Raw genomic sequence first — 20,399 nt, 5'->3', positions numbered from 1 at the left:
CCTGCTGCCGGTCACTCGGGGTAAACCATCATCTCCGGTGTCCAGTCTTTCAGCACTTCCTTCATATCCTTCGCGTACTCCCGGCACTCCTCCAGGTCATGGTTCAGCCAGTTTCCACACTCCCTCGGCGCCTCGGCGCCGGGAACCGGCCCATGATAGCCGATCATAAAGTCCAGGGTCTCCCGGAAGAGGTCAAGCGCCTCCTGCTTTGTCATGGTATCCCGGGTCAGGTAGTAGAACCCGGTCCGGCAGCCCATCGGCCCGACATAGACAATCCTGTCGGAATAGCTGCTGCTCCGGACATAGGTCGCGAAGAGATGCTCAAAGGTGTGCAGGCCGGCATTGTCAAGATACGGCCCGCGGTTCGGCACCACCATGCGGATGTCATAGGTGATTACGTCCCCGTCGATCCGTGAAACGTAGAAGCCCTTCTGCAGCTTGTCGTGGTTGATGCAGAAGCTCTTAATCTTCTCCATGATGTTCCTCCCCGTCCTGCGGCGCGCCGTCTGACGGTGCAGCCTCCTGATGTTCCTCCCCGGCGTCCGCCGCCACCATGTGGGCGATCTTCCCCAGCTTTCCCATGCCGCTGGTATTTACCCGGGTGATCGACGCCTCATCGGCGCCGATCTCGCCGTCCTCATCCGCCCCGGAAGTGGAGGCGCCATTCCCCGGCGCAGCCTCATCCTGCACGGCATCATTCGCCGCGGCCTTCTCCGCCGCCCGGGCTTCCTTCTCCCCGGCTTTCAGCTCGGCGAGTGTCTTATATTTGTCCGGATTCTCCCTCGCATCGGCAATCTTCGCCTCGATAAACTCCCGGAACTCCTTCTGGGCATCCTCATCCGGAAAAGCGGACTTCGGAATCACCTGGTATTCTTTCCCCGAACACAAAAGAAGAATCCGCTCGAAATCCTCAACGCTGAGAATATCCCGGTAGCTGATCAGCTGGACATGCGGCTGTCCTTCCTGGGATGCCCTAAGGCACTCGTCATCCACCTGGAGCGTGATCCGCGGAAGCGTTCCTTCCCTCGCCGCCCGGTCTACGCCGCTCTTCCGGAAAATGAGCTTCTCCTGATGTTTCTCCGACATCCCGAAGAACAGCACCAGGCCGACAGCCACCGCCAGCCCGAGGGAGAACAGCGCCTGCTTAGGATCCCTCGCGGCGCCACCCTTTGGATTCAGCTGCTGCCAGATCATGATGACCACGAGCACGCCATAGAGAAGAAAGGCGAACATCTTTTTCTTCTGCTGGCCGCCGCGGCGCATCTGGAAACGGATCCAGCTGTGGTAATCATCCGGCACCAGTTCAAAATGGTATTCCCTCATAAGTCCCTCCGGTCATTTCCCCTGCCGGGCGCACCGGCAGAAAGAAATCATGGAAAATCTCAAAAATGCGGGGTTCTGAACAGCCCCGATGTCTCCCACAAAAATAGCACAGATCACATGCCATGTCCAATGAAGACCGTAAAAAAGAAGACTTTTTTCACGCCCGCCCGCATCAGCACACGTGTGCAGGCCTCGACCGTGCTCCCTGTCGTGTAAATATCATCGACAAGGATCACCGTCCGGAAGGCAGCCGGCGCAGACTCCGCAGTGGTAAATGCCTGTTCCAGATTTTTCAGCCGCGCTTCGGGGCCGAGCTCCTTCTGCGGGGCGGTCTTCCTGGTTCTCTGGAGAAATCCGCTGACTACCGGAATCTCAAGCCTCTCCCCGATCCGGCAGGCGAGAATCTCCGCCTGGTTAAATCCCCTCTTCCTCCTCCGGGACGGATGAACCGGCACCGGAACCAGGGCATCTGCATGCATGGCGAGGAGGCGGCCGCCCAGGCGCCGCACCGCCTCGTCAGCATAAAAATCCAGGTATTCCCGCCGGTTCTTATACTTGACCTCTGACATGGATTCTGACGCCGCGGCATTATAATTGAAGAGAGACACCCCGCCGGCAAAGCTCTTCCTGTGACGGCGGCAGTCTGCGCAATATTCCTCCCGTTCATCCTCGATCTCCTTGCCGCACTTCCGGCAGGTCGGCTCCCTGACCTCGCGAAGAAGCGGGCGGCATTTGGCGCAGATCAGCGCCCCGGGCGGCTCCGTGATCCCCCCGCAGACCGGGCAGCGCCGCGGATACAGGATAGAGACGGCGCGCTCACCGGCGGGATGTGCAGGGCGCCCCGTCAAATCCCGCCTCCGGAAATCTCCCGAAGCAGATCCCCGAGCCCGGAGTACCGCTTCTCCTCCATTTCATTATCAATCATCCGGTGAACCGTATCCGCGATGCCGACTATGCAGACGCAGGCCTTCGCCCGGGTCACCGCCGTGTAGAGCAGGTTCCGGGTCATCAGCACACGCGGCCCGCTGAGCAGGGGGAGAACCACGGCGGGATACTCGGTCCCCTGTGACTTATGGATCGTGATGGCATAGGCAAGCTCGAGGTTATCCATCTCGTCGAAGGGGTACACCGCCCGGCGCCCCTCGTCAAATTCGACAGTCACATTCTCCGCGAAATCATTGATCTCCCGGATCACGCCGATATCCCCGTTGTAGACGCCGGTGCCTTCCCCCGCGGGGATGCCCTTCGCCCCCTGCTTTGTCCACTGCATCTGGTAATTATTCCTGATCTGCATGACCTTGTCGCCCTCGCGCCATATCTGCCCGGAAAGCTCCTTCTCCCGCCGTTTCGGAGACGGCGGGTTGAGATACTGCTGCAGGATTCCGTTCAGCCGCTCGACACCGAGCGGCCCCCGCCGCATCGGCGTCATAATCTGGATATCGTAGGGATCCGCGTGAACATAGCCCGGAAGCTTCCTCGAAACCAGCGTAATCATGCAGCTAATCACCGCGTTGGCATCCTCCCGGCGGATAAAAAGGAAATCCCGGCTCGGCTTCGCGAGATCCGGATGTTCCCCGGAATTGATCCTGTGGGCATTCACGATGATATCGCTCATCGCCGCCTGCCGGAAAATGCGGGTCAGCCGGACTACCGGAAAGCAGCCCGAACGGATCAGGTCGCGGAGCACATTTCCCGGACCGACACTGGGGAGCTGGTCCACATCGCCGACGAGAATCAGCCGCGTGCCGATACTGACCGCCTTCAGCAGAGCATTCATCAGGGAAATGTCCACCATGGACATTTCATCGATAATCACCACATCCGCCTCGAGGGGATTGTCCTCATTCCTCCCGAACACCGCGCCGCCGTTGCCGCTGAAGGCTGACTTCGCCTCCTCGTCCTCCCGGGGCATGCCGCTGATCTCCAGAAGGCGGTGGATCGTCTTCGCCTCCCGGTGTGTGGCCTCCGTCATGCGCTTCGCCGCGCGTCCGGTCGGAGCCGCGAGCAGGATCTTGAGATCCCCGCGCTCAAAGTAGCGGATGATCGTGTTGATCGTGGTGGTCTTGCCGGTACCCGGCCCGCCGGTGATGATCAGGACACCCCGGTTTACCGCCTGGACAACTGCCTGGATCTGCAGCTCATCCAGACGGATGCCGCCATCACCGAGGGAATCGAGATTCTTCCGGATTTCCTCCTCCGGCTCGGAGCCGGAGATATTCAGGTCGAGAAGACGGTGGGCGACCGCATCTTCCATATGGTAAAATGCCGCAGCATAAACCAGGTTATTCCCGTCCGGGCGCTTCCTGACCTGGATCTTCCCGTCAATCTGCAGGTTCATCAGGTTGCGCTGCACGTCCTCCTCCGTCACGCCGAGCAGGGCGGCTGCCCGGGGGATGAGCAGAAGCCCGGGCAGGCAGGTATTGCCCCCCGCAGACGCCTGGAAAAGCGTATACAAGATTCCGCTGCGGATACGGAAATCCGAGTCCACGGCGATTCCCGAGCGGGCGGCAATCTCATCCGCCATCCGGAACCCGATCCCGCTGATGTCATCCGCGAGCTGGTAGGGGTTCTTCTTGAGGATCGAGTAGAGCGCCGGCCCGTATTCCTTGTAAATCTTCACCGCAAGGCTGATCGAGATCCCATAGCCCTGAAGGAACATCATTGCCTGGCGCATGTCACGCTTCTCCTCGACCTGGTCGGCAATCTGCATCGCCATCCGCTCGCTGATGCCCTTCACCTGGGCGAGCTTCTCCGGCTCCTCCTCCATCACGCGGAAAGTATCCTGCTTGAACTTTTTGATGATCCGCCTGGCGAGCGCCGCGCCGACGCCCTTGATGGCTCCCGAGCCGAGGTAGCGCTCCATGGAGACCAGGTCATCCGGCTCGCTCAGGGTATACTTCTCCACGGCGAGCTGTTCCCCGTAGACAGGATGAACGGTCTCCCGCCCCTCGGCCTCGATCATTTCCCCCTCGGACAGCCAGGAAAATGTCCCCACCAGGATATATTCCTCGCCGTCCTCGGCGCCCGACACCGAGAGAACGGTATAACCGTTCTCCTCATTGCGATATTTAATCTTTTCGATATAGCCCTTAACAACTGCCATTAACCTTTTTCCTTATCCGGCAGAAATTCCTTCTCACGCGCCGGCGTCCGCCCGCTGCCCGGCTGGCTTCCCGTGCAGCCGGCTTCACTCCGGCCGGTCATGCCGCGCCGGCGGCCGGCGGATTAGAACTCCTGGTGCCGGCCGTCCCCGTGCAGAAATTCAATATATTTTCCGGTTCCAATCGCCACAGCGGTCAGCGGGTCGTCCGCGATCACCGTCTCGATCCCCGTCTTCTCCTGGATCAACGCATCGAGACCGCTGAGGAGCGAACCGCCGCCGGTCATCACGATGCCGCGCTCATAAATATCCGCCGCGAGTTCCGGAGGCGTCCTCTCAAGGACATTGTGGACGGCATCCACGATCTGCATCGCGGGCTCGCGAAGCGCCTCCAGCGTCTCGTCGGAGGATACCATGATGGTCTTCGGCAGGCCGGTCACCAGATTTCTGCCCCGGACCTCCATCGTGATCACCTCCGGCCGCTTCGATGCCGCGCCGATATTGATCTTGATCTCCTCGGCGGTTCTCTCGCCGATCAGGAGGTTGTGTTTCTTCCGCATGTAGCGGACGAGCGCCTCGTCAAAGTTATCGCCGGCAACCTTAATCGATGTGCTGACCACGGTGCCGCCCAGGGAAATGACCGCGATGTCGGAAGTGCCGCCGCCGATATCAACAATCATATTGCCGCATGCCTTCGCGATGTCGATGCCCGCGCCGATCGCCGCCGCCACAGGTTCCTCGATGACAGAGACATCCCTCGCTCCCGCCTGGAAGGTGGCGTCCTCGACGGCCTTTCTCTCCACCTCGGTTGCCCCGCTGGGGATGCAGACGCAGATGCGCGGCTTCCGGAGCGTGCGCTTCCCGACAGCCTTGTTGATGAAGTATTTCATCATCTTCTCTGTGACGGTATAGTCCGAGATGACACCCTGGCGGAGCGGACGGACAGCGACAATATTGCCCGGCGTCCTGCCAATCATGAGCCTGGCCTCCTCGCCGATGGCCATAATCTTATTGGTATCCCGATCAATGGCGACAACCGAAGGCTCCTTCAGCACAACGCCCTTGCCCTTGATATAGACAAGGATGCTGGCGGTGCCCAGATCGATCCCAATGTCATTGGACATCATCATAGATAATTCCTCCCCCTATACCGCTTCCGCCGCGGCATATCAGCACATTGAACGCAATAAAACACTTTACATTATACAAAGTCCCCGGCGCTTTTTAAAGGGGGGATTCGGGAAAATGCAAAAAGGACTGCCCGCCAGAGGGCAGCCCTGCAGCCGGGAAACTCCCGGTTCGTCATCAGTCAAAAGGTCCGAAAGGAGAAATCACAGAACAACGCCGTCTTTGAAGATCGAGATCTCGCGATAGCCGTTCTTCTCCGTATTGGTCTGTTTTCCGCTCGCCACCTCCAGCACATAGTCGAACAGCCTCTGTCCCGCGCTGTCCAGGGATTCGCCTGTCGCCACCGTGCCCGCGTTGAAGTCGATCCAGTTTTTCTTCTTCTCCGCAATCTGTGTGTTGGACGCGATCTTCACCGTCGGTGCCGGTGCGCCGAAGGGCGTCCCTCTGCCCGTGGTAAACAGGATCAGATTTGCGCCCGCCGCCGTCATGGCCGTGGAGGACACCAGATCATTGCCGGGGCCGTAGAGCATGTTGAGTCCCTTGGTCACCGCCTGGCCGCCATACCAGATGACATCGGAGATCGGTGCCGTGCCGCCCTTCTGCACACAGCCGCAGCTCTTGTCCTCGAGGGTGGTAATGCCGCCCTGCTTGTTGCCAGGGCTTGGGTTGTCGTAAACCACCTCGTGATGGGAGAGGAAATAGTCCTTGAAACCATTCAGCATCTTCACCGCCTTGTCGAAGACCTCCTTCGAGCGGCATCTGTGCATGAGCATCCCCTCCGCGCCGAACATCTCGGGCACCTCAGTGAGGATCGTCGTACCGCCCTGGGAGACGAGGAGATCGGAAAATCTGCCGACCGTCGGATTGGCAGTGAGGCCCGAGAGGCCGTCCGATGCGCCGCACTTTAAACCGATGACCAGCTTATCCGCGGTGAGCGGCTGTCTCTTAAACTGTCCGGCAAAGGCAGCACACTCCTTAAGGAGCTCGCGCCCCGCCTGGAATTCGTCCTCCACATCCTGGCAGGTCAGGAACTTCACCCGCTCCGGATCGTAATCCCCAAGCTCGTTCAGGAACTGTTCATGGGTCAGGTTCTCACAGCCCAGGCTAAGCACGAGAACAGCGCCCGCATTCGGATGGCGGACCAGGGAGGCCAGAAGCTTTCTTGTCGTCGCATGGTCATTGCCCGTCTGGGAACACCCGAAGGGATGGGTGAAGGCGTAGAGCCCCTCGACAGATCCCGTAACCAGATCCTGATTGTCAGCCACCAGCTTCTTCGCGATATCGTTCACGCAGCCGACCGTCGGGATGATCCAGATCTCATTGCGCACACCGGCTTTCCCGTCCTTCCGGAGGAATCCGTTGAACACCGCAGGCTCTCTCTTCGGGAGCTCCTCAAAATCCGGGTGGTAGGTATACTCCACCTCCCCGGAGAGATTTGTCTTCATGTTGTGGGTGTGCACCCACTGGCCAGCCTGGATATCCTCGATGGCATGCCCGATGGAATAGCCGTACTTGATGATCTGGCTGCCCTTCGCGATATCCTTAACAGCCATCTTGTGCCCCTGGGGGATATCCTGCATGGCTGTGACGGTCGTGCCTTTTCCGTCGACATCGACAGGTGTTCCCTCGGCGATCGGCGTTACCGCAACGACGACATTGTCCTTGTCTGTGATATGAATGATGTTCGCCATATTCACCTCTGCGCGCCCAAGCGCGCCGCATCCTGGAAAAATATTGTGCCTATTCTGCCGACAGGCATGTCGGGGGTCTTAGCCCGCGGCATGCCTGTCCCTGTAATTCTCTCTTAAAGATCGATCAGAGTACGCTCTTGAAAGCCGCCTCTGCGCCATCCTTGCGGATGAGTTCCAGATCCTTGTATACCGTCTCCTCGAGACCAGCTACCTTTGTCAGATCCTGATCCCACATCTCCTTGTTCGCGAGGACATCGTGAACCAGAGTCTTGTCATCGGCATCCTTGTGTCCCCAATAGAAATCAAGAGCCCAGCCATCGTCCTGGATTCTGTACTCATTGCCGGCAGGTCTCTTTGCCACAAGGGCATCCGCCTCGCGTCTCTGCAGGCAGGTGGAATAAAAGGCGATGTAAGCGGCAAAGCCCATGCACAGCGCCTGCGGAAGCTTACCGAACTTCTCCACATACTCCAGAAGCGACGGGAGATCTCTTGCCTTCCACTTGGAGGTAGAATTCAGGGAAATGCTCATCAGCTGATGGTCAACAAAGGGGTTATTGAAGCGGTCGGTCACTGCCGCGGCAAAGTTTTCGCAATCTTTCTTGTCAAGCGGAAGGATCGGGATAACCTCATCAAACAGCAGCTTGTTCATGAAGCCATGGATCACATCGTCGTGCATGCAGTCACGGACAATGTCCTTGCCGGCAAGATAGGCGCCAAGAACGAAGCCGGTGTGGGCGCCATTCAGGATTCTCACCTTTCTCTTCTTATACGGAGCAACCTCAGGCACCACATGGACATTCAGCCCGCATTTCTTGAACGGAAGCTTATCCTCCAGCTCCTTCGGCCCCTCGATGTACCATACGCCGAAGACCTCGCCGACGTCCTTCAGATTATCCTCATAGCCGTTGGCCTCATCGAGCTTTTTTGCCTCCTCGGCATCCCGGATGCGGCCCGGAACAATGCGGTCAACCAGCGTAGAGCAGAACAGGCAGTCATTCTTAATGTAATCAGCGAAATCCTCACCGAGTTTCCAGTCCTCAATGTGCTTAAGAATATCCTTCTTGAGCTCCTGGCCGTTAGCGTCGATCAGCTCACAGGAAAGGAAGACAATGCCCGGCTTGTGTGCCTTGAATCTCTCATAGAGGAGGACAGCCGCCTTTGCAGGGAAGGAAACCGGCGGGCAGTCGGTTGGCTTGCAGGAGGGATCGTAGGTAATCCCGGCCTCCGTCGTATTGGAAGCCATGTACTCGAGATCGTCACTCTTCGCGATCTCGACGATCTTCTTCCAGTCCTCGGCATCATAGGGGTTGTAGCAGGCATCCACAGAGGAGATCACTCTCTTCCTGTCGACCTTCTCCCCGTTCTCAGAGCCGCGCAGGTACAGCGTGTACAAGCCTTCCTGCTCATTGATCATCTTGGTCAGGCCCTGCGGAATCGGCTGCACAAGGGCGACCTTGCCGTTCCAGCCGGCCTTCTCATTGGCCATATCGAACCAGTAATCCACAAATGCACGAAGGAAATTGCCCTCGCCGAACTGCAGCACCTTTACCGGCGCCGCATGCTTGCCAAGAACATATCCCTGATAACCACTTTTCTTTAATACATCATAATTGAGCTGTTCCATTCTTATTCTCCCCAGACGTCATAGCGAATTAAAAAAAAGAACACTGCGTTTTAAACTCGGCAGGCCAGGGAACTGGCCTGCCGAAAAGTTACCTTAATAAACAAGATTTACGAGGAAGGTGGTAAAGGGCTCCACCCATGTCAGCAGGCAGAGGTTGATCACCAGCAGGATATAGTACGGAACTGCTTCTTTGATAAATGCCGCGGTCTTGCACTTCGTGATCGAGCAGGTGACGAACATCAGTGTGCCCATCGGCGGAGAAAGCGCGCCAATGGCGTTGTTGAAGATATAGATCATGGCAAACTGGATCTCGTTGATGCCGAACTGCTTCGCAATCGGGGCAAGAAGCGGAACCAGAATGATCATGGAGGCATTTCCCTCAATGAACATGCCGATGATCAGAAGGAAGATATTGACAACCAGCAGGAAAATGTACTTGTTGTGCAGGCTGGCAATCATCCACTCGGTCAGCATCTGCGGAATCCGCTCATTGGTCAGCGTCCAGGAGAATACGGAAGCCGCGGACACGATCAGCATGATGGCCGCCGTGGTTCCCACGGTGTCCTTCAGACATCTTCCCAGATCCCTGATATGAATCTCGCGGAAGATGGCGCCCAGGAAAATGGCGTAGATAATGGACACGGCACCGGCCTCCGTCGCAGTGAAGATACCCACGCGGATACCGCCGATGATGATGATCGGCAGCATAAGCGGGAGAATGGCCGGCTTCAGGGCCTTCCAGAACTTTGCGCCCGTCATCTTCTCCGTAGTCAGGGTGGTGTAGCCTCTCTTCGAAGAGATATAGCCGGTCAGGATCATCATGGTAATGCAGAGAAGAAGACCAACGCCGATACCGGACACGAACAGCTTACCGATGGATACATTGGCAATGGATCCGTAGAGGATCATGGCGATCCCCGGCGGAATCAGCGGAGTGATCATGGACGAGGCTGCGGTTACAACGCTGGAAAATTCCAAAGAGAAGCCCTTCTCCACCATCGGGGGAACCATAATCTTGGACTCCATGGCCGCATCGGCGATGTTGGAACCGGAGAGGCCGCCCATGATCGTCGAAAGAAGGATATTTACCTGGGCAAGACCGCCGGGAAGTCTGCCGGTGATGGTCTCGCAGAAATCCATGATTCTCTTTGTTACGCCGGTATAGTTCATAACGATACCGGAGCAGACGAAGAACGGAATTGCCATCAGGGAAATACTCTCTGTTCCTCGGATTGCCTGCTGGGCAAAAATCGCTGTGTTGATTCCCGGGTTGGCCACAAAGTAGACCATGGCGCCGCCCAGGACAGCGATGTACACGGGCACCTTGAAGAACAGGAGGACAAGCATAATCACTGCCGCGATAGCCAGAACATTACTCATTTTGTGCTATTGCCTCCTTTGCCTCAGATTTGACGCCCTTATACACGCTGTAGAAATAGCTGATAATCATATCAATATAAGAAGGGATCGCGATGCCGTAGACCAGGGCATAGGGAATGTGCAGCATGCTTGTGGATCTCCCGCTCTTCAGGAACAGCTGAATGAAGCTGACCGTATTGATAAACAGGTAACCGATAACCACCACGACAACGATGGAAATCAGGACCTGAACTACCTTCTGTGCCGCTTTCGGCAGAAGATCGACAACCATCTCGATGGCAGTGTGATTGCCTGTCCGGAAAGCCGCGCCGCCGCCGGCAAAGACGATCCAAACCATGCAGGCCAGCTGCACTTCCTCAAGCCAGGTGAAAGGCTGGTTGAAAATATAGCGCCAGATAACACCCAGGAAAGTGAGGATAATCAGGATCGACAGGACAGCGGAAGCAACAATAAAATCGAGATTGGCAAGAATCTTCAATACTTTATTATTCTTCATAGTCTTATTCAATTCCTCAGTCTGCGGACTGTGGGAGATTCCCGCAGTCCGCATATCTTCTGAATTACATTCTCCGCAAAAAGGCTGGCAGATCAGTCACCCATGGCCTTCTTCACTGTATCATAGAGGCCGTCGGACCAGCCGAAATCGCTGCCGAGATCATAGAAGGCCTGAGCCTTGTCCTTGAAGGTCTGGAGATCGGAATCTGTGGGCTCATAAACCGTAACGCCTTCGTCCTTCATCTTCTGCAGATAGTCCTCGGAGGAAGAATCGACATAGCCGTTGTTCTTCTCGCCGGCTTCCTCGCAGGTCTCCGTCAGCCACTGCTGCTGATCCGGGGTGAGTGCCTGATACCAATCATTGGAGCATACCCAGGTGGTGAAGTTCAGCACATGGCCGTCAAGAATCAGATACGGGGCAACCTCGTGAAGCTTTCTGCCGTACAGGGTAGCCACCGGGTTCTCAGCACCGTCGATGGTGCCGGTCTGCAGTGCCTGATATACATCGTTCAGAGCCATACCTGTGGAGGTAGCGCCGAGAACATCAAAGCCCTTGGACTGAATCTCATTGGAAGGAACACGGATCTTCATGCCCTTCAGGTCGTCAACCGTGTGTACCGGCTGCTTGGTCAGGATATCTCTCTCTCCGTACTTCCAGTTGGAGGCAATGATGTGCAGGCCCTGGGACTCCAGCTGCTTGCACTGATCCTTGTACCAATCGGAATCGATGAGCTTCCAGCACTGATCCCAGTTATCGAACAGGAACGGTCCAAACAGAATTCCCATATCCTTCTGACCGTAATCCGCGTAGAAAGCGCCATCTGCCAGGGTGACAACATTCTCGCCCATGAGCATGGAGTCGATCAGGGAGGACTTATCGCCCAGCTGGGAATCCGGATAGGTCTCAATGGCCATGGTGCCGCCGGACTTATCGGAAATGATCTGCTTTGCGTCATCCCAGGCCTTGCCCAGAGGCTCAGACTCGGAGTTCTCATAGGCTACACGAACGGTCACATCCGCATTCGAGGAGCCTGCCGCACCGCTCTGTGCGTCAGCTGCCGCTGCCTTTGTCTCTCCCTGTGCTGCCGCAGCACTGGAAGCAGCCGCGGTTGTGCTAGTGGAGCTGGAACCGCCGCAAGCAGCCAGCATGGATGCTGCCATAGCGCCCGAAAGAGCAACTGCCCATAACTTCTTACTTCTCATAAATACCTCCCTCGCCACTCATGTGGCTATCTGTATATGGCACAATCGCCATAATGCTTACTGGATTGATTTACTGTACTTTCGCGTAATCAAAGCTGTCCAGGTTCACCGGATCGCCGATGTGGATGGAAACCTTCAGCATATCGCCCTTATTGTTGGCGAAATCCAGGAATGCCTTCGGCGCGTCATCAAATTCGTAGGAATTCGTGATGATCTTGCCCAGCGGTGCCTTCCCCGCATTGACCAGGTCAATCAGCTCCAGGAAATCCTTCTTCAGGGCATTTCTGGAACCGAACACGGAGAGCTCTTTCTTCTGAATAATATTGAACGCGAAATCCAGAGGCTTGTTCGCAACACCGATCAGAACCATCCGGCCGCCGAAGCTGGCTGCGTCAATGCAGTTCTGAAAAGTGGACGGAAGGCCGACCGCCTCGATAGTCACATCGAAGCCATTGACCACATGCTGCTTATTGCCGCCACCGTCAACAAAATCCTCATAGCCGGTGATCTCGCCGACCTGGCGCATGAAGCTGTCCGGATCCTTGATATCGTTCAGAATGGTTCCATCAACAACGCCGATGCTCTTGGCAAGATCAAGCTTGCCCTTCATCGTGTCAGCGATGTACACCTCAGCGCCCAGAGCGTGTGCCGCGGTAGCCGCCAGAACACCGATGGTGCCGGCGCCCACAACCAGGACCTTCTCGCCCGGCTTGACATTTGCCCGGCTCACCCCATGATAGGCAATGCAGAACGGCTCGATGGCTGCAAGCAGCTTCGGATCCATGCCCTTGCCGTCATAGCATCTCTCCACCGGCATGGTGAAGTACTCGCGGAAAGCGCCGTCTCTCTGGCAGCCCAGCGTCTGGTTATTCATGCACGCATTCACATGTCCGTGCTTGTCCGAATAACACTTGCCGCAGTTCATATACGGATTGCAGGTGACAATCATGCCCTTCTTGATGCCGTAAGCATTGTCCTCATCCACATCCACAACCTGGGCAGAGAACTCATGTCCGGGAATCAGCGGATAATTTGCATAGGCAAATGTTCCCTTGAAGGATCCGTTGTCGCTGCCGCAGATGCCGCCGTAAAGGATCTTCAGAAGCGCTTCACCGGGCTTTCTTACCGGCTTCTCCACTTCATCAATGCTCACATAGCCCTTTGAGACAACCCGCGGATTCGTCTGATCATAGTCGCATGGTTTTGCAATTCTAATTGCCTTCATGTCTCCTCCATCTTGCATACATTTTCGTTGACGTCATTGTCATTTTTCCGATTGTTCCGCATTCCGCCGGAAATTTTTGTATTTCCCGTCCAGTCCTGCCGCTGCGATTACCCGCTGCATCCCGTTTGGAACAACCGCACCTTCACTTATTGCATGCATCTACGATTATAATTTCAGGAGCAAGGATGTCAATAAAAGTACCGCATCCCATTTGATTTTCTACTATTTCAACAGAATGCAATCATGAAATTTGTGCATTCTGCTCATAGCATCGTCCATTTATACTCGCTTTTCCGGGATTCTCCCGGCGGCATATTTACTTTTTCTGCCAGATATCCTATAATTATAATGTAAAGGAAATAGCAACCATACATTGTTTTGAGGCAGATGCATACACAACCGCGTTCCCTTTTTTACCATAGCGTCCGCACTTTCCTGCGGCAAAGTGTGAGCCGATCATGTATGCATGACAAGTTTCCTCAGGTGGAGCATTATGGCAGCAGAAGACTCTTCTTTAAGCACGGAGGCCTATAAGATTCTATTAAAACGGATTGTCTCCATAGAATATGAGCCGGGAACCATTCTCAATGAAAATGGCCTGGTGACAGAGCTCGGGATCAGCCGGACCCCGATTCATTCCGCATGCATCCGCTTAAACCAGGAAAATCTGATCTCCTTTCTTCCCAAGAAGGGAATTCAGGTAACCACGCTGGATGCGGAGGCCATCCGGGAGATCCATGACATCCGTATGCTGATCGAGCCCTACGCCATCAAAAATTTCGGAAACCGGTTAAATAAGCAGCACCTTCTGGATTACCTGAAACTGTTCCAACACCCGGACACGACGCGGGACGTTCTCTATGAAGCTGACGTGCGGATGCACATGGAAATCGTCGCCCAGACCCACAACCGGCTGCTATGCAACTATTATGCCTCTCTGCAGCATCAGTTTGAGAGGATTTCCACCATCTGCGGGCAGCGGGAACAGAAACGTTTAAAGGAATCCAACAAAGAACACGTCGACATGCTGATTGCTCTGGTCAATGATGATCTGCTGTCTGCAGAGAGAGCGGCCATGTACCATCTGCAGCGCTCCAGAGAAGCCGCCTACCGGGTCATCGTCATCTGGCCGACCCTGGGGAATCCGGATGACAGGCAGAACAATTTGCCAGTTGCACAAAACGCAGGTTAACTTCAGTCTGGGAAGAGCAGTTTTCCATCTGTCAAAAGCCTTGGTTAACCGCAGATCGGACAGGACATATGCTGAAAAATATCGACAAAAATACCTACTATTATAAGTACCGGCGCCAGGCATACATTTTCGAGGGAATCGGGATCTCCGGCATTGCTGCCGCCGTCCTGATCAATGAGCTGACCGGAAACCGATACAAATCCGTCATCCTGATCTTTGCCGCCGTTGCCATGCTCTTTCTGGTGATCGGCGGGGCAAGTTCCCGGCCCCACGTGCTGGTCAAGTCCTTCGCCACGCTCCTCGCCAACGAGCCGACGGCGCAGAATGCCAGAGAATTTCTCTACGCTCTGGAGCACTCGGGGACGGTTCATCTCGTGAAATCCTCGCGGAACATCGTCAACATGGCGATTTTGAGCTACGAGCGTGCAAGTGAGCATGATGAGGAAACGGCAGAAAAGCTCCGCGAAGCGGTGAAAAAACATGTGAAAAACAAAATAATCTGACGCCCCCGATGGCGGCTTCCGCCAGCACGGGCCGGAAAAGTATTGGGAAAGGAGAACGCATGAAGGTACTGATGATTAACGGCAGCCGGCGTGAGAAGGGCTGCACTTACACAGCCTTATCGATCGTCGCAGATTCTCTCAAGGAGGAGGGAATTGATTCTGAGATTGTATTTGTTGGAAAAGATGCCACAAATGGCAATATCGATGCATGCGTAGCGAATTTGAAGGCAAGCGTTGCATCAGCGGATGGCTTCATCTTCGGCTCACCGGTATATTATGCCTCTCCGACCGGTGAAATCGAGATCATCCTTGACCGGCTGTTCAGCGCAGCAGGGGCCGGGATGCGGCACAAGCCGGCGGCTGTCGTCGCCTCCGCGAGACGGGCAGGGACCACTTCCACGCTGGACGCTCTGGCAAAATATCCAGCGATCAATGAGATGCCGATTGTCTCCTCATCCTACTGGCCCATGGTTCACGGCAATACGCCGGACGATGTCCTCAAAGACGAGGAAGGTGTCGGCATCATGAAAGAGCTCGGCAAAAACATGGCCTGGATTCTGAAATGCATCGATGCCGGAAGAATGGCCGGAATCGCAGAGCCGGCCAAGCCACAATATAGCAAAACAAACTTTATCCGCTAAAGGTTCTGCCGGATTTGAACAGACCGGATTATTGGAATGCATTTCCACTGCTGATTCATCATGGATTGCATCAAGTATTTTGTGTGAACTGCGGCAGACTTCCTGATCCGTGCGCGGGTGTTATGCGGCAGAAAGCCCACGGCTTTGCTATTTTTGCAAAGCCGTGGGCTTTTCTTATGCAGAGCACTTAACACGCGCGAGCCCAGCGGGCGAAGTGCGAGTTTAGTGCGAGCTATGCAAATTTGCTTAGTGAGAACAAGCGTGAGCGCAGTTCGAACTTAGCAAATTTGCTTATGCAGAGCACTTAACAATAACCAGCCACTTAACGAGGACAAGCGAAAGCGCAGTCCGAACTTAGCAAATTTGCTTATGCAGAGCACTTAACAATAACCAGCCACTTAACGAGGACAAGCGAAAGCGCAGTCCGAGTTTAGTGGAGTGGCTATCCGCGGAGCGGGGCGCGAGCCCAGCGGGCGAAGTGCGAGTTTAGTGTGAGCTATGCAAATTTGCTTAGTGAGAACAAGCGTGAGCGCAGTTCGAACTTAGCAAATTTGCTTTTCGGGAATTCTCCTTGCTCAATCCGCGTACTTCCTCAGCGTCTCTCTCACCGCGCCTGCTCCCGCAAGCTCCTCGCGGAAGAAGCTGATCACCGTATCAGTAAGGCCAACCTTCTCCAGGTCTACGCCGAAGATCTGCGCGTTGGTCAGCAATGGAAGAACCGTCTGTTTCACTTCCTCCGCGGAGGGAACCGTGCCCAGGGCGAAATCCTTGACATACTTCTGCACATCGGGGATCAGCGGATCCGGAGACAGCTCAAACGCCTTTCCGGAATCATCGACCGCCATCAGGTAGCGGAGCCAGCCGGCAAATACCAGCGGCACCATCTTGAGCGTAGCAGGGTCTCTCGACGGGTCTGCCATATACGACTTGATCGTCTCGCCAAACCGGATCGAAAGCTTCTGGGAGGTATCGCAGGCAATTCTCTGCGGCGTATCCGGCATGAAGGGGTTCGGCAGGCGAACCCCGACAACCGTGTCAATGAACTCCCTGGGATCAAGAACACCCGGATCCGTAACCACCGGAAGGCCTTCCTGATAGCCAAGCTTCCTGATCATGTTTACCAGCTCGGTGTCCTTCATCTCCGCGGAAATTCTCTCATAACCCAGCAGGCAGCCGTAGATCGCCAGAGCGGTGTGCAGCGGGTTCAGGCAGGTGGTCACCTTCATCCGCTCAACCTTGTTGACCGTGTCGCGGTCGGTGAAGATCACGCCGACCTTCTCCAGTGCCGGCCTGCCGTTCGGGAACTTATCCTCGATTACCAGATACTGTGTCTCCTCCGCATTGACGAACGGGGCAACCCAGGTCTTCTTCGAGGTAACCACAGGATCCAGATCCTGGAGCCCGTCCGCGCGGAGAATCTTCTCCACGGAGGCATCCGGTCTCGGGGTGATCTTGTCGATCATCGACCAAGGGAAGGAAACCTTGGATTCATCATTGAGATAATCGACAAATCCCTGATCCGCGAGGCCATTTTCCGTCCACGCCTTCGCATAGGCCATCACGGCATTGTACAGTTTCTCGCCATTATGAGAGCAGTTGTCTGTGGAAACCATGGCGATCGGCTTCTGTCCTGCCTTGAAACGGCTGTACAGGAGGGATGCCACTTTCCCGATATAGCTCTGCGGCTTCTCCGGCCCTTTTGTGAAATCGTCAGTCACTGCCGGCAGCTGCTCTCCCCTGCCGTTAACCAGGCTGTAACCCTTCTCAGTTACAGTAAAGGTAGCCATCTGGAGGGTATCGCTCGCGAAGATCTCCTGAAGGCGCTTGAACTCCGCCGTATTCTCGGAGTCCAGGATCGCGGACTCGCCGATCGAGCCCACAACCGTCTTCTCCACATCACCGGTGGATTTCAGGGTGACAAGAACCGACAGATTGTCATGCGGGCGGTACTGTTTTTCGATGATTTCGTAATCAAAGCCCTCGCAGACGGTGATTCCGGAAGTCATGTCGCCATTCTCGAGCATCTCCTGCGCAAGGTTTGCCTGGAACGCGCGAAAAATATTGCCGGCGCCGAAATGTATCCAGACAGGATTCTTCGCTGTCTCCGCCGCGACCTTCTGCACATCATAAGCAGGCAGGTGATAGCCCTTTTCTGCCCACTCGGTTTTATCTTTTAACCCTTCATATGAAAGCTTCATAATCTCTCCTCTTTCTTCCAGATCACAGGCAAAGCGCAGCCCGCAGGCGGCCTTTGCCCATAGTCGTCATCTCCAGAATCGCAGTGTGTCTCGATTACTGATGAAGGTTCGCCTCGCGGACACCGGACGGAACCCCTCGGGTCTCCGCCTTGTCAATCGCCTCCCACAGGCCGTTGATATAGGTAGCGCCGAGGGCTCTGTCATACAGGCCGTATCCGGGCATAACGCCGGGCTTTCCAACCTCATCCCAGATCATTCTGCCGTGATCCGGGCGGATCGGCCCGTCAAATCCGGTCTCATAGAGTGCGCGCACGATCTCATACATATCGAAGCTCCCATCCGAGGAAAGATGGGCAGCTTCCTCGAAGTCATAGTTCTCTCTCGACTTATCATTGAACTTCAGGTTCCTGACGTGAGCAAAATGGATTCTTCCCTTGAGAACCCGGATCATGTGCGGCAGGTCGTTATTGATGTTGGTGCCGTAGGAGCCGGAGCAGAAGGTCACGCCGTTATGCGGATCATCAACTGCCTTCATCAGGCGGAGAATGCCTTCCTCGGAATTGATGATTCTGGTCAGGCCGAATACCGACCATGCCGGATCATCCGGGTGGATCGCCATCTTGATGTCATACTTGTTGCAGACCGGCATAATCGCCTTCAGGAAATATACCAGGTTCTGGAACAGCTTCTCGCCGTCGGTGTCCTTGTACATGGCGAAGAGCTCCTGGATCCGGTTCATCCGCTCCGGTTCCCATCCGGGCATAACCGCGCCGTTAGACATTTTCTGCATGGATTCCGCCAGATTCTCCGGGTCGATGGCATCGATCGCCTTCTGGTTATACGCAAGTCCGGTAGAACCATCCGGTTTCACGCGGGCAAGCTCCGTCCTGGTCCAGTCAAAGACCGGCATGAAATTGTAGCAGACCAGATGAATGTCCTGCTTGCCCAGGTTCTCCAGCGTCTCGATGTAGTTGTCGATATAGTGGTCACGATCCTTATCCGCAACCTTAATCGAATCGCAGACATTGACCGACTCGATGCCGGAAATATGCAGGCCGGCATCCTCAACATCCTTCTTCAGTGCGGCGATCTTCTCCGGCTTCCACACCTCGCCCGGAGTCGTATCATACAGCGTCGTGATCACGCCGGTAACCCCGGGGATCTGGCGGATCTGCTGCAGAGTCACCGTATCAAAGTTCTTACCGTACCAACGGAGTGTCATTTCCATAGTGAAGTTCTCCTCTTATAAACTGTATACTAGTTCTTTCTCCCTTACCTTACTATGTGTACCCGGAAATAGCAAGGTGTTTCGCGGCGATTTCTGTGGATTATGTAGAACATCACAAAATATCAGCCCATATTTCGGGGATATTGTTGAATATTATTTTCAAACAAGCAGTTCTCAATATGTATACTACTTCCAGGAGGCCTTTCTCATCTCCCTTCAGACATGCTTCCGTTTCATGTCCTCTCCCGGGGCTACTTCAACCAGCTTAACTTTTCCTTCCGGGACAATCCTGTAAGAATCTGTATCCGCCGAAATCGCGAAGGTATCACCGCGGGTGAGCCGTAGAACATCCATCCCAGCTGTGACAGCAGAAGAAGATCGTTGATCCGCCAAATTCGCATCGGACAGCCTGCTCTGTGTCCTGGCGATAAACTCAGGAGAAACATCCTCGCCGCTTGCGGACGTCTCAATCCTGCAGCTCCCCTCGCAGACAATACCCAGTGTGAACTTGTGGTCATGCTGTACTTCCACCGTTTTAGAAACCTCGAAATTCTGCACGAAGAAGCACCTTGTTCTGTCCTCTCCGACCAGTTCCTGCCGCAAGAATCCCACTTCGCTTGCCATTGTCCTTGGATGAATCTGGCAATGTTCGGTGATATATTCCCTGGAATACTGATGATAGTCAAAGAGATCCAGGCAAAAATCCAACCCTCTCCCCATAAACCTGGCTTCCGGAGGAACAACAATGCCGTTGCGCTCAAATTCGCACCGGACGACAAGATCCGACGGTTCCATGATTTCCAGCATGGTAATATTCTCCCCGATCGCATGAGGCATTCCTCCGGGAATATACCAGACCTCTCCCACATGGACCGGAATCTTTTCAAAACAGGCATCCATACGCGCCATATCCTGGGTTTCTATAATCTCTTTCCACTCATCCTTCGACGGCGCATGCTGGAATCCCAGCCGGATATATCCCGAGGTGCCCTCCCGGACGCCCAAAATATAGTAGCATTCCAGCTTCCCGTAGGGTTTGTGAAGCCTGGTGACGGCAAATTCCGTTGATGGGTGCGCCTGGACATGCAGCCGCATGGAGGAATCCAAAATCTTAAACAGGAAGCTAAGCTGCCAAGATCCGTCCGGGTGAAGATCATCGCCCAGATAAAATTTTTTCTCCTGATCGACTACGTTCCGGAGAAACTGACTGCCTTCCGGTGTTTCAACGGCAACCAGGCCTTCATGGGGAACCGGAGGAAGGCCGGGATTAGACGCTTCCACCATAGAGCCTATCCATTCCTCAGGCTGATCATTATCCATGCATATTCTCCTGCCATGCAGGGCATCAATTCCCGCGCCGCCCATATAATTCCGGCGAACCCGGTTGGGCGGAAGAAAGATCAGTTTTTTTCTCATACTACCCCCTCAATTATCCTGTTCTCATATACCTGTCTACAAAAACAGCCAC

17 protein-coding genes are annotated in these 20,399 nt (G+C 55.1%); 3 read left to right on the top strand and 14 right to left on the bottom strand.

Annotated features, from left to right (window positions below; translation table 11 throughout):
* Positions 1 to 11 precede the first annotated feature (11 nt).
* The 11 genes from ISF27_RS07685 to ISF27_RS07635 all read right to left on the bottom strand — a co-directional run bounded on the left by ISF27_RS07685 (position 12) and on the right by ISF27_RS07635 (position 13,169).
* Positions 12 to 476, bottom strand: a complete 465-nt coding sequence (locus ISF27_RS07685; protein WP_194610829.1) for an S-ribosylhomocysteine lyase — start codon at positions 474 to 476, stop codon at positions 12 to 14.
* A complete protein-coding gene (locus ISF27_RS07680; RefSeq protein WP_194610828.1) occupies positions 463 to 1,323 on the bottom strand; it encodes a YcxB family protein in 861 nt (286 codons plus the stop codon). The genes ISF27_RS07685 and ISF27_RS07680 overlap by 14 nt, the downstream gene beginning before the upstream one ends.
* A 113-nt stretch (positions 1,324 to 1,436) precedes the next feature.
* Positions 1,437 to 2,171 carry a ComF family protein gene (locus ISF27_RS07675; protein WP_194610827.1) on the bottom strand — a complete coding sequence of 245 codons (735 nt, stop codon included), beginning with the start codon at positions 2,169 to 2,171 and terminating at the stop codon, positions 1,437 to 1,439.
* Positions 2,168 to 4,426 carry an SF1B family DNA helicase RecD2 gene (recD2, locus tag ISF27_RS07670; RefSeq protein WP_194610826.1) on the bottom strand — a complete coding sequence of 753 codons (2,259 nt, stop codon included), beginning with the start codon at positions 4,424 to 4,426 and terminating at the stop codon, positions 2,168 to 2,170. The genes ISF27_RS07675 and recD2 overlap by 4 nt, the downstream gene beginning before the upstream one ends.
* 122 nt (positions 4,427 to 4,548) lie before the next feature.
* A complete protein-coding gene (gene mreB / locus ISF27_RS07665) occupies positions 4,549 to 5,553 on the bottom strand; it encodes a rod shape-determining protein (protein ID WP_194610825.1) in 1,005 nt (334 codons plus the stop codon).
* A 201-nt stretch (positions 5,554 to 5,754) separates the two neighbouring features.
* Positions 5,755 to 7,242, bottom strand: a complete 1,488-nt coding sequence (locus tag ISF27_RS07660; protein WP_194610824.1) for a UxaA family hydrolase — start codon at positions 7,240 to 7,242, stop codon at positions 5,755 to 5,757.
* Between the two features lie 124 nt (positions 7,243 to 7,366).
* Positions 7,367 to 8,866, bottom strand: coding sequence for a tagaturonate reductase (locus tag ISF27_RS07655; protein WP_194610823.1), 1,500 nt, complete (start codon positions 8,864 to 8,866; stop codon positions 7,367 to 7,369).
* Positions 8,867 to 8,959: 93 nt separating this feature from the next.
* Positions 8,960 to 10,246 (bottom strand): TRAP transporter large permease, encoded by a 1,287-nt coding sequence (locus ISF27_RS07650; protein WP_194610821.1) that lies wholly within the window; start codon positions 10,244 to 10,246, stop codon positions 8,960 to 8,962.
* On the bottom strand, positions 10,239 to 10,742 hold the full coding sequence (locus ISF27_RS07645; RefSeq protein WP_194610819.1) for a TRAP transporter small permease: 504 nt from the start codon (positions 10,740 to 10,742) through the stop codon (positions 10,239 to 10,241). The genes ISF27_RS07650 and ISF27_RS07645 overlap by 8 nt, the downstream gene beginning before the upstream one ends.
* Before the next feature lie 92 nt (positions 10,743 to 10,834).
* Positions 10,835 to 11,944 carry a C4-dicarboxylate TRAP transporter substrate-binding protein gene (locus ISF27_RS07640; RefSeq protein ID WP_194610817.1) on the bottom strand — a complete coding sequence of 370 codons (1,110 nt, stop codon included), beginning with the start codon at positions 11,942 to 11,944 and terminating at the stop codon, positions 10,835 to 10,837.
* A 70-nt stretch (positions 11,945 to 12,014) separates the two neighbouring features.
* A complete protein-coding gene (locus tag ISF27_RS07635) occupies positions 12,015 to 13,169 on the bottom strand; it encodes an alcohol dehydrogenase catalytic domain-containing protein (protein WP_194610815.1) in 1,155 nt (384 codons plus the stop codon).
* 493 nt (positions 13,170 to 13,662) lie between these two features.
* Between ISF27_RS07635 and ISF27_RS07630 the strand changes: the two genes are divergently transcribed.
* From ISF27_RS07630 to ISF27_RS07620, 3 genes are all read left to right on the top strand, one after another.
* Positions 13,663 to 14,361 (top strand): GntR family transcriptional regulator, encoded by a 699-nt coding sequence (locus ISF27_RS07630; protein WP_194610812.1) that lies wholly within the window; start codon positions 13,663 to 13,665, stop codon positions 14,359 to 14,361.
* 68 nt (positions 14,362 to 14,429) lie between these two features.
* The gene (locus tag ISF27_RS07625) at positions 14,430 to 14,864 is read left to right on the top strand and encodes a hypothetical protein (protein WP_194610810.1); all 435 of its coding nucleotides are present in this window, start codon (positions 14,430 to 14,432) and stop codon (positions 14,862 to 14,864) included.
* A gap of 59 nt (positions 14,865 to 14,923) precedes the next feature.
* Positions 14,924 to 15,505 carry a flavodoxin family protein gene (locus ISF27_RS07620; RefSeq protein ID WP_194610808.1) on the top strand — a complete coding sequence of 194 codons (582 nt, stop codon included), beginning with the start codon at positions 14,924 to 14,926 and terminating at the stop codon, positions 15,503 to 15,505.
* Between the two features lie 575 nt (positions 15,506 to 16,080).
* On the opposite strand, the gene ISF27_RS07615 is transcribed toward ISF27_RS07620, so the two are convergent.
* The 3 genes from ISF27_RS07615 to ISF27_RS07605 all read right to left on the bottom strand — a co-directional run bounded on the left by ISF27_RS07615 (position 16,081) and on the right by ISF27_RS07605 (position 20,347).
* The gene (locus ISF27_RS07615) at positions 16,081 to 17,703 is read right to left on the bottom strand and encodes a mannitol dehydrogenase family protein (RefSeq protein WP_194610806.1); all 1,623 of its coding nucleotides are present in this window, start codon (positions 17,701 to 17,703) and stop codon (positions 16,081 to 16,083) included.
* Positions 17,704 to 17,797: 94 nt separating this feature from the next.
* Positions 17,798 to 18,931 carry a mannonate dehydratase gene (gene uxuA / locus ISF27_RS07610; protein WP_194610804.1) on the bottom strand — a complete coding sequence of 378 codons (1,134 nt, stop codon included), beginning with the start codon at positions 18,929 to 18,931 and terminating at the stop codon, positions 17,798 to 17,800.
* 216 nt (positions 18,932 to 19,147) lie between these two features.
* Positions 19,148 to 20,347, bottom strand: a complete 1,200-nt coding sequence (locus ISF27_RS07605; protein WP_194610801.1) for a class I mannose-6-phosphate isomerase — start codon at positions 20,345 to 20,347, stop codon at positions 19,148 to 19,150.
* Between the last annotated feature and the right edge of the window lie 52 nt (positions 20,348 to 20,399).

Origin of the sequence: Clostridium vitabionis, assembly GCF_015351765.1 — a bacterium.
Taxonomy (GTDB): domain Bacteria; phylum Bacillota; class Clostridia; order Lachnospirales; family Lachnospiraceae; genus Clostridium_R; species Clostridium_R vitabionis.
This window is presented reverse-complemented; position numbering and strand designations above follow the sequence as displayed.